Consider the following 16,856-nt stretch of genomic DNA (forward strand, 5'->3'; position numbering starts at 1 on the left):
CTTTACTGTTCAGCCACCACATCGCCATGCTCAATATGGTAGGCGATGCGCTGGATGATCATCATCAGAGCCACGGAGTTTTTTCCGCCCTCCGGCACAATGAGGTCGGCGTATCGCTTGGAGGGCTCCACAAACTGCTCGTGCATGGGTTTTACCGTGGCCAGGTATTGCTCCACCACGGAGTCCAGGCTCCGGCCCCGCTCCTTAACATCCCGGACGATCCGGCGGAGAATGCGTACATCGGCGTCGGTGTCCACAAAGAGTTTGATGTCCATGAGATCCCGGAGGGTCTTGTTTTCAAAGATGAGAATGCCCTCCACCAAAATGACTTTGTTGGGTTTGAGCTCCCGGGTCTCCTCGGTGCGGTCGTGGATGGCGTAGTCGTAGACGGGACAGTGGATGGTTTTGCCCGCCCGGAGGGCCTGCAAGTCCTGGATCATCCGGTCTGTGTCAAAGGAGGCGGGATGGTCATAGTTGAGGGTTTGCCGCTGCTCCAGGGAGAGATCGTGGTGGGCGGCATAATAATTGTCGTGGGGAAGTACGCTGATGTCATCGCCAAACTGCTCCAGCAGGCGGTCCACCAGGGTGGTTTTCCCGGAGCCGGTGCCGCCGGCAATGCCAATGATGAGGGGTTTCATGGTTTCACCTCCAAATAGAATGGGGACCAGGGCCCCGGCAAGAGAACAGAGAGGACCGGGGCGGGGGTCCTGTGCCGGGGGACGGTTACGTGTCCTCCTCGCTTCGTTCGTTGAACTCGGTCAGAACCAGCTGAGGATTGTGGTCGGAGACCCATTTAATGGACCAGAAGGAGGAGAACAGGAGGAGCTTGTTGCCCTTGTAATCCTCCACCAGCTTGGTGTCGTTGCCCAAAACCAGGTCGGTTTCATGGAACTCCACGGGCTCCTTGATCCAGCGCAGGTATTCATAGGGCAGGGTGTCCATACGGATTTCCACGTTGTACTCGTTGCGCAGGCGGTATTGGAAGACGTCAAACTGGAGGGTGCCCACCACGCCCACGATGACCTCCTCCATGCCGGTATAGGGGAGCTTAAAAATCTGAATGGCGCCCTCCAGGGCGATCTGTTCCGCTCCCTTCAGGAACTGTTTCCGCTTCATGGTGTCCACCGGGCGCACCCGGGCAAAGTGCTCTGGGGCAAAGGTGGGGATGGGGTCAAAGCGAAATTTCTTCCCCGGGGAGCACAGGGTGTCTCCGATGGAGAAGATACCCGGGTCAAACACACCGATGATGTCTCCGGCATAGGCCTCCTCAATGATCTCCCGCTCGGCGGCCATGAGCTGCTGGGGACGGGAGAGGCGGAGCTTTTTCTTGCCCTGGACGTGGTAGACCTCCTTCTCCGCGTCAAACCGGCCGGAGCAGACCCGGAGAAAGGCGATTCGGTCCCGGTGGGCTTTATTCATGTTGGCCTGAATTTTGAAGACGAAGGCGGAGAAGAAGTCCTCCATGGCGTCAATTTCCCCCTCGCTGCTGTGCCGGGGCAGAGGAGAGGTGGTCATACGGAGGAAGTCCTCTAAGAAGGGCTCCACGCCGAAGGTGGTCAGGGCCGAGCCGAAGAAGACGGGGGAGAGCTTGCCGTGGCGCACCCGGTTCAGGTCAAAGTCACAGGAGGCGCCGTCCAGCAGGGCGATGTCCTCGATGAGCTGGTCCCGCCGGGCCTGCCCCAGCATGTCGGTGAGAACCGGGTCGTCCAGATCAATCTGCGTGGTCCCGGACTTCTTGGCGTTGGTGTTGGAGGAGAAGTGCAGGATCTCCTGCTTGTTCCGATCATACACCCCTAAAAAGTCCTTGCCGGACCCGATGGGCCAGTTGACGGGATAGGTGTCGATGCCCAGTTCCTTTTCGATCTCCTCACACAGGGCGAAGGGGTCGCGGGCTTCCCGGTCCATTTTGTTGATGAAGGTAAAAATGGGGATATCCCGCATGACGCAGACTTTGAACAGCTTCCGGGTCTGTGCCTCCACGCCCTTGGCGCCGTCGATGACCATCACCGCGGAGTCAGCGGCCATCAGGGTGCGGTAGGTGTCCTCGGAGAAGTCCTGGTGGCCGGGGGTGTCCAGAATGTTGATGCAGAAGCCCCCGTACTGAAACTGCAGCACGGAAGAGGTCACGGAAATGCCCCGCTGCTTTTCAATCTCCATCCAGTCGGAGACCGCGGCCCGGGTGTTCTTTTTCCCCTTCACCTGGCCGGCCTGGGCGATGGCCCCGCCGTAAAGCAGGAATTTCTCCGTTAAAGTGGTTTTGCCGGCGTCGGGGTGGGAGATGATGGCAAAGGTCCGACGGCGTTTGATTTCAGATTCGAATTGAGACAAGGTGGTAACCTCCGAATAAAAGTTCAAATGGAGAGATTCCCCAGAGAAAGGAGACGGGAGAGGCCGCCGGGCATTTGAGGTGGGCAGGGAGCTGACTTTCTCCAGAGGGAATCGTTTCTATAACATCTCATTTTAGCATGCAATCGGCCGGACCGCAAGAGAAAAACCACCTTCTCCAGGGAGTCCCGCGGCAGTTTTTGTTCTGAGCGGGCAGGTGATTTTTCCCAAGGGCCTCTGAGGAAAACAGAGAGAAAGAACGTGCGTGGAATGGGGTTCATTCTACGCACGTTCCTGGGAAACAGAGGATAAAATCACGTTGTGCAGAAAAGACCGTCAAGGGTCTTCTTTGCCCTCGGGCAGAAGGGTGACCAGGGCCTCCTCCAGACGATGGTGCTGAATTTGGGTCATTTGAATCTGGAGACGGTCGGTCTGCAGGAGAATGTTCCGGCCGTCCTGGGGGACAGAGCCGTACAGACCAAAGACATAGCCGCCAAAGGTGTCATACTCCTCCAGGGGCAGGTCTACCCCCAGGGTTCGGGCCACATCGTCCAGGGGGGCCGAGCCCTGAATCCGCCAGGTGCCCTCTTCCAAGGGCTGGATTTCGGGCAGTTCCCCCTCCTGCTGAATCTCTCCCACCAGCTGTTCCAATAGGTCTCGGATGGTGACCACCCCCAGCAGACCGCCGTATTCGTCCAGAACCACGGCGTAATAGGTCCGGCGCTGCTTCATCTGCTGGAAGAGAACGTCTGCCTTGAGGGTCTCTGGGACAAAGAACGCGGGCTTTACCACGGTGTCCAGGATTTCCTGGATGGGACGGTCCTGGAGGCGGAAAAAGTCCCGGGCGTCCAAGATACCCACCACCTGGTCCACCGAGCCGGCACAGACGGGATAGCGGGTGTGCCGGGTTTCAAAGAGGATCTGCTTCCATTCCTCGGTGGTTTGGCTTGTCCAGAGCAGGTCCAGTTCTGTGCGGTGGGTGGCGAATTCTCCCACGGTGAGGTCGTCAAATTCAAAGACATTCTGAATGAACTCCTTGGTGGCGGAGTCAAAGACCCCCTTCTCACTGCCCCGGTCCACCATCATTTTGATCTCTTCCTCGCTGACCTCCTCCTCGTCGGCGTTGGGGTCCACCCCCAGCAGACGGAGGACGCCGTTGGTGGAGGCGGTGAGCACCGTGACCACCGGGGCGAAGATGGCCGAAATGGCGGAGATCAGGGCGGACAGCCCCATGGCCAGGGACTCTGATTTTTTCATGGCCAGCCGCTTGGGCACCAGTTCCCCGAAGACTAAGGTGAAATAGGAGAGCAGCAGGGTGATGAGAATGACGGAAAGGGTGTCTAAGGTCTTTTCCGGGATGGGGACCCCGGCGCGCAGCAGAAGGGCCACCAGCCGGTCCGAGAAGTGGTCGGCGGCAAAGGCGCTGCCCAGAAAGCCGGACAGGGTGATGGCAATTTGAATGGTTGCCAGGAACTGGGCCGGGCGGCTGGTGAGCCGGGCCAGCCGCAGGGCGCGCTTGTCCCCTTGGGCTACCAGCTGCGCCAGCTTGTTGTCGTTGACAGAGATCACCGCGATCTCCGCGCAGGCAAAGACGGCGTTAAGGGCGATTAGGATGACTTGCAGCAATAAGGGCCATAGAACAGCCTGCATGGTTGGAATTCTCCTCCTCAAAATTTCTGGGGGTTTCCCAGGATATGACTGAATTATACTATGCCCCTTGTCCGGGGTCAAGATGGGGCGGGGGTATTTCTGGAAAAGAATGACAGATGAAAAGAAGAAAACAGGCTGGAGAGGGACTATTGGGGGGTGGACATGGGGTCGGGCTGCATCTCCGGCAGGTTGTCCCAGTAACGCTTGGGCATGTGGGACATGCGGCACTTGGGGTTGTGGCGGGCGGGAATGGCGATGGTCTGATAGAACCGCCGCCAGAGAGCCTGACATTGCAGTTCGGCCTGGTCCGGTCGGTCCAGGTCCAGATGGTCCACGGGACGGATTTTCCACTTGCGGTCGGCGTAGAAGAGGCCTTCCCGGTGGGTTTTGTCGTGGAGGAGAAAGGCTTCTTCCGGTAGCCGCTGGCAGAAGTGAGGGCGGAGCAGGGGGAGCACCCGGTTCTTCGGGGCAATCTGGCCCACCAAGACACCGCCGTAGTCTGCAAAGCGGACGAATCCCTTGAGCTGGTGGGCCTCATGGGTCAGGTGCTGGATGGCCCGGGTGAGCAGGAGGACCCGGTCGTCGGTAAGGTCCTGGGGCAGGGCCTGGTGAAAGGCCAGATAGATCAGGTCGAACATAGTTCGCTCCCGCTGGGGCAGGCAGGTAAGGAAGCTGTACGTGATCAGCCGGCGGAAGGTGGAGGAGACGGTTTCCTCCAGGCTGCGGTAGACCGACTTGGCCAGGGCCTGGTCGGTGGGAGTTTCCAGAATGGGGTACAGGGAGATCTGCTCCACGCCAGGGGAGAGAAAGTAGAAGGGATAGACCTTCTGCCGGAAACTCTCTCCGACGCAGGTGAGAAAGCCGGCGAAGGAGCCGTCATACAGCATCGCGCATGGGGGCCAGGTGGACATCAGAACCTCCTTTCAGGCGGGGAAAAGGGAGAGCTGTTCGTAGGGCGCGGGCAGAGCGGGGGCCTCCAGGAGGGTCAGGGCCCGCAGGACCCCTGCCGGGGTAACCCGGAGGGCGGGGGTCATTTTGCCGGAGCAGGTGATGAAATACTGGGCCCGCTTCAGAACCACCCCCAGCTTGCCCAGGGCGGTGTGATCCAAAGACCGCCACCGCCGGGCGGAGAGAATCCGCCGGGCACTGACCACCCCGATGCCCGGGACCCGCAGGAGGGTGTGATAATCCGCGGTGTTGACCTCCACGGGAAAGTATTCCAGGTGGGACATGGCCCAGCTGCATTTGGGGTCCAGCTGGGGGTTTAGGGTGGGGTGATCGGGGGAGAGAAGCTCGTCTGCCTGGAAGTGGTAAAATCGAAGCAGCCAGTCTGACTGGTACAGCCGGTGCTCCCGCAGCAGGGGCGGCCGGAAGGACAGGGGGGAGGGGAGCAGAGGACTGTGGGTCACAGGAACATAGGCGGAGAAAAAGACCCGCTTGAGGCCGTATTTCCGGTACATCCCCTCCGAGAGCTTGAGAATGTGATAGTCTGTCTCATCCGAGGCCCCCACGATCATCTGGGTGGACTGCCCCGCCGGGGCGAAGGCCGGGGCGTGGCGAAACTTCTGGCGCTCTGCCTTGGACTGTAAAATTTCCTGTTTGATCTGAGCCATCGGCTGAAAAATGGCGTCGGTCTTTTTGTCCGGTGCTAAAAGCGCCAGGCTTTTGGAGGACGGGAGCTCGATGTTCACCGACAGGCGGTCAGCCAGCCGCCCCAGCCGGGCGGTGAGCAGGGGATCGGCGCCGGGGATGGCCTTGGCGTGGATGTAGCCGGAGAACCCGTAGTCCTCCCGCAATAGGGTCAGGGTTCGGATCATCAGTTCTGTGGTGTAGTCGGGGCTGCGGACCACGGCGGAGCTGAGGAAGAGCCCCTCAATATAGTTGCGGCGGTAGAAGTCAATGGTGAGGTCCGCCAGCTCCCGGGGGGTGAACATGGCCCGGGGCAGGTCATTGGAGGTCCGGTTCACACAGTATTGGCAGTCGTAGACGCAGACATTGGTGAGCAGAAGCTTGAGCAGGGAGATACACCGGCCGTCGGCGGAAAAGGAATGGCAGCAGCCGGCCGCGATGGTTTTGCCCAGGCGGCCGCCCCGCCGGTCTCCTCCGCTGGAGGTACAGGCCACATCATACTTGGCGGCGTCGGTGAGAATGGTGAGCTTTTCGGCAAGGGTCATAGGGGACACCTCCTGAAGGGAATGGCCAAAAAATCGAACGTATGTACGAATAGTATACCAGCCTGTCAGGGGATGTCAAAGGAAAAGGATGGCAAAAAAACACCGGAGGAAACTTCCTCCGGTGTTGGGTCCGCGTTTTGGGACTGATTAGGCCTGGTTGTTGGCAAAGGCGGCTGGAATTTCGTGCTTGATGCAGCGGCGGCCCTCCTTGGACCAGATATTGCCCAGACATTTGGTGCAGCCGACGCAGGGAGAGTCCTCGCCTTGCTCCAGGTGGCGGACGAAGTCGGGCTGGCAGATGAAGGGACGGGAGGCGGAGACGAAGTCGATGCCGGCGTCCAGGATCTGCTGGGCGGTCTCAGGGCCGCGGACCCCGCCCACCAGGATCAGGGGGATGGAGACCGCCTGACGGATTTGTACGGCCCGGTCCAGATAGAAGGTGGGGATCTTTTTCTTGCCGAGGCCCAACCAGTTGTAGCCGGACAGCTCAATGGCATCGGCACCCAGGGCTTCAAACTGGCGGCAGAAGTAGAGAATATCCTGGGCATAGGCCTCGTCAGCCTCTCCGGCGCAGTTGGTGTTGACCTTCACCAGGATGGGATAGTCCTTGCCCACGGCCTGGCGGATGGCGGAGAGACATTCCCCGGCGAAGCGGAACCGATTCTCCGCACTGCCGCCGAATTCGTCGGTGCGGTGGTTGGTGTTGGGGTCCAGGAATTGGCTGAGGAGGTAGCCGTGGGCGCAGTGGAGCTGGATGCCGTCAAACCCCATCTCCTGGGCGGCCTTGGCTGCGTCCACAAAGTCGTTGCGGATTTTTTCCCGATCCGCCGCGGTGATCTCCGTGGTTTCCATTTCGTTGGGGGCTTTCATGCCGCCGGAGGGGGCCAGCAGCTTGCCCCCTGCCACGTGCTTTTCCGGCATGAAGACATTCATGCCGGCGTGCATGAGCTGGAGGATCAGGCGCCCGCCTGCGGCGTGGACGGCGTCCAGCACTTCCTTCTGGCTGGCCCGCTGTTCCGGGGTGGCAAAACCCACCTGGATGCCGGTGGAACGGGCCTCCGGGGAGATGTAGCTGTACGCGGTGATGATGGCGCCGGTGCCGGCTGCGGCGATCTCGCGGTAGAGTTCCACCTGCTCCGGGGCGCAGGTGCCGTCCCGGCGGCCGAAGGGGTCCTGGGTGGCGGAACGGATGACCCGGTTGGGCAGGGTCAGGGTGCCGATCTGACCGGCGGTGAAGAGTTTAGAAGCCATGGAAACGTCTCCTTTGTCAAGTGTCATGAGGCTTTGGGTACCATTACAGTACAACTTTTTCATTATATCGAAAGGTGTCGGAAAATACAAGAGAAAAGAACCGGGCGACCGGCGCAGGTTACTTATCGTAGCGGAATGCAGAAACGATATAGGCAATTCTCGATGCCCCATAAGGTAAAATACCGCCCATAACCAGCCAGATAAAGGCATATTCCCGAGTCAGGCCGAAGGCAATCATGCCAGCGATAATTGTCATAAATGATGCATGTAGCGCAACCCGAAAGGCTTTCGCGGCACATTTTAACTCGATGTATTGATTTCTTTCGTCCTGCTCTGCAATCAAATCCTCCTCCGTTTTCTTAGGTCTAAGGGCAAAAATAAGGGCCAGCAGAACAAGGATAACGAGAGCAACGCCTGCCGTGGCTTTTTGTGGGGGTGTGAGTGTAGTAATATCGCCGAGATAGAAGCTGAAGAAAGCAGCTAATACCAATAGCACACCGAATAGTTTGCTTTTTCCATTGAATAATTGCATGTTTATAGTTCCTCCCCTTCTTCTTCACCGTCAATATGTAGCGCCATGACCATGTGATAAAGAGCGGCAAGGAGGCAGATTCCGATGAATATGATCGGCCTTAACATACCGTGCGTAGCGTCGGTGAATATACAAAACCTTGATATGGCAATACCAACGCCAAGAAGCAGGAGTAAAATGCCCCGTACAAACATTTTTTTATCTTTGATCCTCATGTTGTCCTTCCTCCAACGTCACATTTTCTTTCAAACAGCACAATTCCTCCACTGTCGTGTTGAATAAGCGCGCAATTTTGTAGGCCAGTACCAACGACGGGTTATATTCGCCCCGTTCTATGGAATTGATGGTCCTCACTGTTACGCGCACCTGGTTGGCAAGCTGCTGTTGTGTCAACCCGGCGGCAGTCCGTAAATCCTTGATGATCGTTTTCACACTCCTCACCTCTGAAATAGGAAGCTTACTTCTTAGGAAGTTAACTTCATATTATAGCAAGGCAAAGGGAATGTCAAGAGAAAAGAAGTTAACTTCTTATTGCTCACGGGGAAACGAAGGAATGCTGTTTTGTGAAACGGCTGGAGTTTCTTCCGGCAGGACCTATTTTGAACGGAGAAATCAGGCCGGGAAAGTTCCGATTGACAGGGTTGGGTTTGAGGGGATAGAATGAAAAAGAGAGAAAAGAGAGGGGGCTGCCGATGGAGCAAAAGAAAACCCTGGGGCTGATGACAGTGACCGGGTGCTATGTGCTGTGGGGAATCTTGGCCATTTTCTGGCGCTTTCTGGCCCAGGTAAACTCGGTCTATGTCCTGGCCCAGCGGATCATCTGGTCCCTGGTTTTTATGGGGCTGTACCTGCTGTTTACCCGACGGGGGCGGGAGGTTGCGGCGGCTTTCCGAGACCGAAAAACCATGGTCAACTGCCTGCTGTGCGGGGTTCTCATTACCCTCAACTGGGGTATGTACATCTACGCGGTCAACAGTGGGCATGTGCTCCAGGCCAGCATGGGCTATTTCATTGAGCCGGTGGCGGTGGGTCTCATCGGGGTCCTTGCCTTTCGGGAAAAACCCAGTCCGGGGGAGAAGGTCACCTTTCTGTGCGCTGGGGCGGGCATCGTGTTTTTGACGGTCCGCACAGGGAGCCTGCCTGTGCTGGCCCTGATGGTGGCCATTCCCTTTGCCATTTACGGGGCCCTGAAGAAGAAAATCACCCTGACGGCCCAGACTTCGCTGTTTATGGAAACCCTGTGGATGACGCCGCTGGCCCTGGCCTTTTCCGGCTGGTGGACGGCCCACCAGGGGGGCACGGCGGCTGTGCTGGGGGATGCGGCCCTGTGGCTGCTGCCGGCCAGCGGGGTGGTGACCTCGGTGCCCCTGCTCCTGTTTAACCTGGGGGTACGGGAGATTCCCTACTACTTTTCAGGCATTCTCATGTATATTAACCCCACCCTCCAATTCCTGGTGGGCCTGCTCTACTTTGGAGAGGCGCTGCAGGTGGATCAGCTTATCGCCTTTGTCATCATCTGGGCGGGCATCAGCGTCACCATGGTGGAGAAGGGGCGGCGGATTCGCCGGGAGAGAGCGGCCTGGAAGGAGGGGGCGTCAGGGGGATAACCGAACGGGCACCGCCTCTCCCAGGGTCAGGCTGTCCGGGGTGACGGTACAGCAGCGGGCCAGAACGGCAACCCCCGCCTGGGCCGCCTGGCGCAGAGCTTGTCCAAAGGCGGGGTGGGTGTGGTCGTTGGGGGCGAAAAAGTCCGCCTGCTCCATTTGAATGACGAAGCATACGGCCCCCTCATAACCTTGGGCCAAACTGTCTGTCAGGCCGTGGAGATGCTTTATGCCCCGCTGGGTGGGGGCGTCAGGGAAGTAGGCGGCCCCGTCCCTCTCCAGGGTAACCCCCTTGACCTCGACAAAGCCCTTGCGGGGCCCGGCCTCCCAGTAAAAATCAAAGCGGGAGTCCCCGTGACGGCACTCCGGTTTGAGTAAGGTGAGCTGGGGGACAAAGTGGCCGGCGGCGGCCCATTCATAAAAGACCTGATTGGGAGCCTGGGCATCCATGTTGATGAGCCGGGCTCCTTTCTGTACCGCGATGAGGTCATAGGCGGTCTTTCGGTTGGGGTTGGTGCTCTTGGTCAGCCAGACCTGGGCCCCGGGGAGGAGAAGCTCCCGGCAGCGGCCGGTGTTTTTGACATGGACGGTGATCACTTCCCCCTCCAAAAGGACCTGGGCCACAAACCGGTTGGGCCGGGAGAGAAAGACAGCAGAGGTGACGTTGGGGTAATGCAAGGGGGACCTCCTTTCGGAAATGGGTGGAAAATGTCCCACGGACATGCTACACTAAGGAAAAACCGATGGTGAGGGCATCATACCGCAACCGATGGCCCTCGTCAAGAAAGCGGGGCGATTTCGATGACGGACTATCTCTTGGCGCTGGATCAAGGCACCACCAGCTCCCGGGCGATCCTGTTTACCCGGCAGGGTTCAGTGGTGTCTTCGGCACAGATTCCCTTCTCGCAGTATTATCCGCAGCCCGGCTGGGTGGAGCACGATCCTTTGGAGCTGCTGGACAGCCAGCTCCGGGCGGCGGCCCAATGCGTGGCCCAGAGCGGCGTGCGGCCCGGTCAAATCGCCGGGGTGGGGTTGGCCAACCAGCGGGAAACCGCGCTGATGTGGGAGCGGGAGACCGGCAAGCCGGTGGGGCGCGCCATTGTCTGGCAGTGCCGGCGGACCGCGGCGTTCTGCACCCAGCTGCGGGAGCAGGGGTATACGGAGGCCATTCGGGCCCGGACCGGGCTGCTGCCGGACGCCTATTTCTCCGGCACCAAATACCGGTGGCTGCTGGAGCACACCCCCGGCGCCCGGCGGCGGGCGGAGCGGGGAGAGCTGCTCTGCGGTACGGTGGACAGCTGGCTGCTGTGGAATCTCACCGGGGGAAAGGTCCATGCCTCGGACTACTCCAACTGCTGCCGGACCATGCTCTTTGACATTCACCGCCGGTGCTGGGATGAGACCCTGTGCCAGTTGCTGGACGTTCCCATGGGCTGGCTGCCCCAGCCGGTGGAAAACAGCGGGGACTTGGGAACCATCGCCTCGGGGGTCCCTCATTTGCAGGACCTGGCGGGGCTCCCCATCCGGGGGGCGGCGGGAGACCAGCAGGCAGCCCTCTTTGGCCAGGGATGCTTTCAGGCGGGACAGCTGAAAAACACCTACGGGACGGGCTGCTTTACCCTGATGAACACGGGGGAGACCCCGGTGCTGTCGCAAAATGGCCTGCTCACCTGTATTGGATGGGGCCTGGAGGGGAAGACTACCTATATCCTGGAGGGGAGCGTGTTCAACGCCGGCTCCTCCATTCAGTGGCTGCGGGACGAGCTGGGGATCATCCGGCAGGCCAGCGACTGTGACAGACTGGCTGAACAGGTGCCGGACAACGGCGGCGTGTACCTGGTCTCCGCCTTTACCGGGCTGGGGGCGCCCCACTGGGACATGTATGCCCGGGGCACGGTGGTGGGACTCACCCGGGGGACCACCCGGGCCCACCTCTGCCGGGCGGCCCTGGAGGGCATTGCCTACCAGACGGCGGACCTCATTGCCGCCATGGAGCGGGACGCCGGGCGGCCCATCCAGTCCCTTCGGGTGGACGGCGGGGCCAGTGTCAGCGATTTTATGATGCAGTATCAGGCCGATCTGCTGGGAGTGCCGGTGGAACGGCCGGCGGTGGTGGAGACCACCGCCTGGGGCGCGGCCTGCTTGGCGGGCCTGGGCGCGGGACTGTGGCACAGCCCCCAGGAGATTGCCCGGGAGGGGGCGCCGGGCAGGGCTTACGCGCCCAAAACCGACCGGAGCCGGGAGTATGCCCGCTGGCAAAAAGCCCTGGAGCGGGCCAAAGCGTGGGAGGAGGCGTGAGAGAACAGATGACAGCATTGGAGCGGTTTTTGAAGTATATTACCTTTGATACCCAGTCCGAGGAGGGGTCGGAGGCGACCCCTTCCACGGAGAAACAGCGGGCGCTGGGCAGGGTTTTGGCCCGGGAGCTGGCGGAGATGGGCCTGGAAGGGGCCTGCCTGGCGGACAACGGCGCGGTCTATGGGTGGCTCCCGGCCACCCCCGGACGGGAGGACGTCCCGGTGATTGCCCTCATCGCCCACATGGACACGGCGCCCCGGGTCCCCGGGGGACCGATGAAGGCCCGGGTTGTCTCCTATGAGGGAGGCGTGCTGGTCCTGAATGAGGAGAAGGGGATTGCCCTGTCTCCGGCGGCGTTTCCCGACTTGCTGGAGCAGGTGGGCAAGCAGCTGGTGGTCACCGACGGGACCACTCTGCTGGGGGCGGATGACAAGGCCGGCGTGGCGGAGATTTTTGCTGCGGTGGAACGTCTGGTCCGTGACCCGCGGCTGGCCCATGGACGGGTGGCGGTGTGCATCACCCCGGATGAGGAGGTAGGCCGGGGGGCGGACTATGTGGACCTGGCGCGGCTGGGCGCCGCGTTTGCCTATACGGTGGACGGGGGTCCGCTGGGGACGCTGGAGTATGAGAACTTCAACGCCGCCGCTGGGACGGTTCTCCTCCACGGGGTGAACATCCACCCAGGGGAGGGAAAAAACAAGATGCGGAACGCCTGCCTGATGGCGGCGCAGTTCATCGCCATGGTACCCCCGGCGGAGGCGCCGGCCCATACGGAGGGATATGAGGGGTTCTATCATCTGTGCGCCATGACCGGGGACGAGAGCCAGGCAAGGCTGGAGTGGATCATCCGGGACCATGACCAGGCCCGTTTCGCGGAGAGAAAGGAGACCCTGACCCGGATCGGCGCCTATCTGGAGAGACAGTATGGGCCCGGTTCCGTGGAGGTTATCCTCACCGACTCCTACTACAATATGAAGGAGCGGATTCTCCCCCACCCCCAGTTGCTGGACTGGGCCCGGGCGGCCTTTCGTAAGGCGGGGGTGGAGCCCCGGGACGTCCCCATCCGCGGGGGGACCGATGGGGCGCGGCTGAGCTATTTGGGCCTGCCCTGTCCCAACCTCTCCACAGGCGGCTATCACTTCCACGGGGTCTATGAGTATATCCCAGTGGAATCTTTGGAAAAAATGACCGAAATGCTGGTGTATCTGCTGACGGGAATTGATGGAACAAAGAAAAATGGAAAAATTTAAAATGCCTCTTGACAAATGGAGGCTTTTTGGGTATACTAAACATCGCTCGTTACGGCGGGCGGACGCGGCGGCATAGCTCAGTTGGCTAGAGCATTCGGTTCATACCCGAAGTGTCACTGGTTCAAATCCAGTTGCCGCTACCATTGGTTTTGGGAGGGTCACCTCCCGGAACCAGCCTGGCCCGTTGGTCAAGTGGTTAAGACACCGCCCTTTCACGGCGGTAACATGGGTTCGAGTCCCGTACGGGTCACCATATGGAGGCATAGCTCAGCTGGTAGAGCGCTCGCCTCACACGCGAGAGGTCACAGATTCGAGTTCTGTTGTCTCCACCAAGAAACGTCTTGAAATTCTAAAATTTCAAGACGTTTCTTTTTTGTGTCCGTTCCCATTCGGGGCGCTGTGCTGTTATTTGTCCGTGCCATCGAAAGCGCGGCCCTTCTCCTCGGAGAAGGGCCGCGCTTACTTGGTACACTGGGGGTCAGAGGGATCAGCCGGTGCGGCGCTTCATGGGTAGGGCAATTTTATGGAGTGATATGAAATGATTATTTTGGGGGCCGGGAAGAAAAGGACGCGGAAGGGCAGATCCTGTCGGGACGGAAGAAATCCCCCTTGACAGGAAGAGAAATTGTGATAAAATAAACAAGTGACGAAAAATAAAACTTTTGCTTATGGAGGTGAGGGGATGACCCAGCGGGAGCAGCAGATTCTGGACTGGATTACAGAGGACCCGATGATCTCCCAGGAGGCCCTGGCCGAGCGGGCGGGGATTACCCGCTCTTCGGTGGCGGTACATATCTCCAACCTGATGAAGAAGGGCCACATTGTGGGCCGGGGTTACATCCTGCCCGCCGGCGGCTACGTGGTGGTGGCCGGCGCGGTGAATGTGGACATCGGGGGACAGTCCGCCGGCCCGCTGGTGGGGCGGGATTCCAACCCCGGCAAGGTTACGGTGAGCATGGGGGGCGTGGGGCGGAACATTGCCCACAACCTACGGCTGCTGGGGGTCAAGGTCTCCCTGCTGACGGCGCTGGGAGAGGACCCCCACGCTGGGCAGGTGATGGACTCCTGCGAGCGGCTGGGGATTGACCTGAGCCGGGCGCTCCACGTGCCGGGGGGGACCACGTCCACCTATCTGTTCCTCAGCGACGAGACGGGGGACATGGCCCTGGCGGTCTCCGACATGGGAATCTATGAGGAGCTCACCCCTGCTTACTTTGCCCGGCACCAGGGGTACCTCAACGGGGCGGCCCTGGTGGTGGCCGACGCCAATCTGCCCGCCGGCGCCCTGGCCTACCTGGCCGACCACTGCACCGCGCCGCTGCTGGTGGACCCGGTGTCCACGGTGAAGGCGGAGAAGGTGAGGCCCATTCTGGGGAAGCTCCACACCCTCAAGCCCAACCGCATGGAGGCGGAATCCCTTTCCGGGGTGAAGATCACCGACCGGGCCAGCGCCCGCCGTGCGGCGGAAAAGCTGCTGGAGACCGGTCTGGAGCGGGTGTTTATCTCCCTGGGCGAGGAGGGCGTTTTTGCCGCCGATCACCAACGGGACGTGTGGTTCCCGTGCTGTCCTGCCCAGATGCACAGCGCCACCGGGGCAGGGGATGCCTTTGCTGCGGCCCTGGGATGGGCATTCCTGGAGGGAAAGGACCTGGCTGACAGCGCCCGGGCCGCCAACGCCGCGGCGGCCATCGCGGTGGAAGGAGAAAAAACCATCAATCCCGCGCTCTCCGCAGACGCGGTACAGCAGCGGATGCAAGAACAGGAGGAAAGAATATGAATCAGTATCTTGACGTGAACCCCGAGGTGGCCCAGGCAGTTGCCCAGGGCAAGCCTGTGGTGGCCCTGGAATCCACCATCATCTCCCATGGCATGCCCTATCCCCAGAACGTGGAGACCGCGCTGCAGGTGGAGCGGATCATCCGGGAGAATGGGGCGGTGCCCGCCACCATTGCCGTCCTGGGCGGCCGGCTGAAGGCGGGTCTGACCAAGGAGGAGATCGAGTACCTGGGCAAGCAGGGCCAGGCAGTGACCAAGGCTTCTCGCCGGGACCTGTCTGTGCTGGTGGCCCAGGGAGCGGACGGCGCCACCACGGTGACCACCACCATGATGATCGCTCACATGGCAGGTATCAAAATTTTTGCCACCGGGGGAATCGGCGGTGTCCACCGGGGGGCGGAGACCACCATGGACATCTCCGCGGACCTGGAGGAGCTGGGCCAGACGGACGTGATGGTGGTCTGCGCCGGCGCCAAGGCCATTCTGGACCTCCCGCTCACCCTGGAGTATCTGGAGACCAAGGGGGTGCCTGTGCTGGGCTACCAGACCAAGGAGCTGCCCGCCTTCTACACCCGGACCTCTGGCCTGGCGGTGGACTACCAGGTGAACAGCCCGGAGGAGCTGGCCAAGGTGCTGAAGACCCACCATACCCTGGGACTGAAGGGCGGTATCCTGGTGGCCAACCCCATTCCCCAGGCCTATTCTATGGACGCCGATGCCATCAACGCCGTTATTGACCAGGCGGTGGCGGAGGCCGACGAAAAGGGCATTCACGGGAAGCAGACCACCCCCTTCCTGCTGGCAAAGGTGAAGGAGATTACCGGCGGAGACAGCTTGGAGGCGAACATTCAGCTGGTCTTCAACAACGCGAAACTGGCGGCGCAGACCGCTGTGGCGTACAGTGCCCTTTCCTAAAGAGAATCTAAAAACAGCCGTTTGGAATGCGTTCCAAACGGCTGTTTTTGTGTGAGAGGAAGTTGTTAAAGAGAAGGATCTGTTTCCTTCTGGGATTCCGCCACGCAAAAATCGAAAAACCGCTCCACGCTGCCCATGGGGTGAGGGGCGCTTCGGCGGACGATGTAGAAGTCACTCTCCTGCACCGGGTGGGTGAGGGGGAGGACCTTTACATCCGGGCGGTGGACAGGCGGGGTGTCCAGCAGGACCGTGATGCCAAAGCCCTGGGCCACCAGCTCCAAAATGAAGTTGGCGTCCTCCACCTGGTAGGCGATGTGCCACCGGTCCCGGACGGGAGCAAAGAGGCGGTCTACCGGGTCGCGCTGCCCGCTGAGCCAGGAATAGGTCACGTGGGGGTAGGGGAGGGTTTCCTCTAAGGTCACGGTGTCCTGGCGGGCCAAAGGGTGGTCCAGAGGGACGGCGGCCACCATGGCCCGGCGCTGGATGGCCGCGTAGACCAGCTGGGGATCGGGGAGGATTTTGGAGCAGAAGCCGATGTCCGCCTTGCCCTGGATCACCGACTGGCAGACCTGGCTGGACATGCCGGTGGAGAACTCAAAGTCGCAGCCGGGGTTGGCCTGCTTGAACTGGCGGCACAGACGGGTCACGGTGGGGATGATGAGCAGAGGAATGGTCTGCAGGCGGAGGGTCCCCACCCCCTCCCGCAGCATCTGGAAGTGCCGCAGGCAGCTGTCAGCCAGGGCTACAATCTGCTGGGCTTGGGAGAGCAGGGCGGCGCCGTACCGGCCCAGGGCAATCCCCCGGCCGCTTTTTTGAAACAGGGAGACCCCCAACTCCTGCTCCAGGGCCGCGATGGCGTGGCTGAGACCGGACTGTGAGATGTTCAGCCGCTGGGCGGCCCGGCTGTAATGCATCTCCTGGGAGAGGACCAGAAAGTAGCGCAGGTGATCGATGTTCAAAAAACGCACCCCCTTTCCAATTAGTATACCACAATTCATGCGAAAAAGGAATGAGTCTATGGGGTTCTGTGCCTTGATTTTCCAGCGGGCGGGGGGTTCAATAGAGGAGAGAAGAGCAAGTG

Annotated in this window: 16 protein-coding genes and 3 tRNA genes; 8 read left to right on the plus strand and 11 right to left on the minus strand. The window is 60.5% G+C overall.

Annotated features, from left to right (window positions below; all coding sequences use genetic code 11):
• Window positions 1-2: 2 nt before the first annotated feature.
• The 9 genes from udk to DV520_RS01845 all read right to left on the minus strand — a co-directional run bounded on the left by udk (window position 3) and on the right by DV520_RS01845 (window position 8,364).
• On the minus strand, window positions 3-638 hold the full coding sequence (gene udk / locus DV520_RS01810; RefSeq protein WP_117141604.1) for a uridine kinase: 636 nt from the start codon (window positions 636-638) through the stop codon (window positions 3-5).
• Window positions 639-723: 85 nt separating this feature from the next.
• Window positions 724-2,328: a peptide chain release factor 3 gene (locus DV520_RS01815; protein WP_021919457.1), complete on the minus strand. Its 1,605-nt coding sequence runs from the start codon at window positions 2,326-2,328 to the stop codon at window positions 724-726.
• 333 nt (window positions 2,329-2,661) lie between these two features.
• Complete coding sequence (locus DV520_RS01820) at window positions 2,662-3,975, minus strand: hemolysin family protein (RefSeq protein ID WP_021919456.1); 1,314 nt, start codon at window positions 3,973-3,975, stop codon at window positions 2,662-2,664.
• Window positions 3,976-4,121: 146 nt separating this feature from the next.
• Window positions 4,122-4,886 (minus strand): TIGR03915 family putative DNA repair protein, encoded by a 765-nt coding sequence (locus DV520_RS01825; RefSeq protein ID WP_021919455.1) that lies wholly within the window; start codon window positions 4,884-4,886, stop codon window positions 4,122-4,124.
• A gap of 12 nt (window positions 4,887-4,898) precedes the next feature.
• On the minus strand, window positions 4,899-6,149 hold the full coding sequence (locus DV520_RS01830) for a putative DNA modification/repair radical SAM protein (protein ID WP_117141606.1): 1,251 nt from the start codon (window positions 6,147-6,149) through the stop codon (window positions 4,899-4,901).
• A gap of 147 nt (window positions 6,150-6,296) precedes the next feature.
• On the minus strand, window positions 6,297-7,400 hold the full coding sequence (locus DV520_RS01835; RefSeq protein WP_165850015.1) for an NADH:flavin oxidoreductase: 1,104 nt from the start codon (window positions 7,398-7,400) through the stop codon (window positions 6,297-6,299).
• Between the two features lie 118 nt (window positions 7,401-7,518).
• Entirely contained in the window at window positions 7,519-7,932 is a 414-nt protein-coding gene (locus DV520_RS12100; RefSeq protein ID WP_133308820.1) for a hypothetical protein, read from the minus strand.
• A 2-nt stretch (window positions 7,933-7,934) separates the two neighbouring features.
• Window positions 7,935-8,147, minus strand: a complete 213-nt coding sequence (locus tag DV520_RS01840; protein WP_117141608.1) for a hypothetical protein — start codon at window positions 8,145-8,147, stop codon at window positions 7,935-7,937.
• Complete coding sequence (locus tag DV520_RS01845) at window positions 8,131-8,364, minus strand: helix-turn-helix transcriptional regulator (RefSeq protein WP_021919451.1); 234 nt, start codon at window positions 8,362-8,364, stop codon at window positions 8,131-8,133. Before DV520_RS01845 ends, DV520_RS01840 begins: the two co-directional genes overlap by 17 nt.
• A gap of 260 nt (window positions 8,365-8,624) precedes the next feature.
• On the opposite strand from DV520_RS01845, the gene rarD reads away from it, so the two are divergent.
• Window positions 8,625-9,539 (plus strand): EamA family transporter RarD, encoded by a 915-nt coding sequence (gene rarD / locus DV520_RS01850; protein ID WP_021919450.1) that lies wholly within the window; start codon window positions 8,625-8,627, stop codon window positions 9,537-9,539.
• Here the strand turns inward: rarD and sfsA are convergent.
• Window positions 9,528-10,214, minus strand: a complete 687-nt coding sequence (gene sfsA / locus DV520_RS01855; protein WP_242984627.1) for a DNA/RNA nuclease SfsA — start codon at window positions 10,212-10,214, stop codon at window positions 9,528-9,530. The two genes, rarD and sfsA, sit on opposite strands and share 12 nt — an antisense overlap.
• 123 nt (window positions 10,215-10,337) lie before the next feature.
• Here sfsA and glpK point away from each other — a divergent pair, with 123 nt between their 5' ends.
• The 7 genes from glpK (at window position 10,338) to DV520_RS01890 (ending at window position 15,775) form a co-directional block, all read left to right on the plus strand.
• The gene (glpK, locus tag DV520_RS01860; RefSeq protein ID WP_117141610.1) at window positions 10,338-11,834 is read left to right on the plus strand and encodes a glycerol kinase GlpK; all 1,497 of its coding nucleotides are present in this window, start codon (window positions 10,338-10,340) and stop codon (window positions 11,832-11,834) included.
• Between the two features lie 8 nt (window positions 11,835-11,842).
• On the plus strand, window positions 11,843-13,084 hold the full coding sequence (gene pepT, locus DV520_RS01865) for a peptidase T (RefSeq protein ID WP_117141611.1): 1,242 nt from the start codon (window positions 11,843-11,845) through the stop codon (window positions 13,082-13,084).
• A gap of 66 nt (window positions 13,085-13,150) precedes the next feature.
• A tRNA-Met gene (locus DV520_RS01870) sits at window positions 13,151-13,227 on the plus strand.
• 35 nt (window positions 13,228-13,262) lie between these two features.
• Window positions 13,263-13,337, plus strand: a tRNA-Glu gene (locus DV520_RS01875).
• A gap of 3 nt (window positions 13,338-13,340) precedes the next feature.
• A tRNA-Val gene (locus DV520_RS01880) sits at window positions 13,341-13,416 on the plus strand.
• A 350-nt stretch (window positions 13,417-13,766) separates the two neighbouring features.
• Complete coding sequence (locus DV520_RS01885; protein ID WP_117141612.1) at window positions 13,767-14,861, plus strand: PfkB family carbohydrate kinase; 1,095 nt, start codon at window positions 13,767-13,769, stop codon at window positions 14,859-14,861.
• Complete coding sequence (locus DV520_RS01890; protein WP_117141613.1) at window positions 14,858-15,775, plus strand: pseudouridine-5'-phosphate glycosidase; 918 nt, start codon at window positions 14,858-14,860, stop codon at window positions 15,773-15,775. The genes DV520_RS01885 and DV520_RS01890 overlap by 4 nt, the downstream gene beginning before the upstream one ends.
• A 65-nt stretch (window positions 15,776-15,840) precedes the next feature.
• Here DV520_RS01890 and DV520_RS01895 read toward each other — a convergent pair whose 3' ends face one another.
• A complete protein-coding gene (locus tag DV520_RS01895; RefSeq protein ID WP_165850016.1) occupies window positions 15,841-16,734 on the minus strand; it encodes a LysR family transcriptional regulator in 894 nt (297 codons plus the stop codon).
• Window positions 16,735-16,856 lie beyond the last annotated feature (122 nt).

It is taken from the genome of Evtepia gabavorous (genome assembly GCF_003425665.1).
GTDB classification, from domain to species: Bacteria; Bacillota; Clostridia; order Oscillospirales; family Oscillospiraceae; genus Evtepia; species Evtepia gabavorous.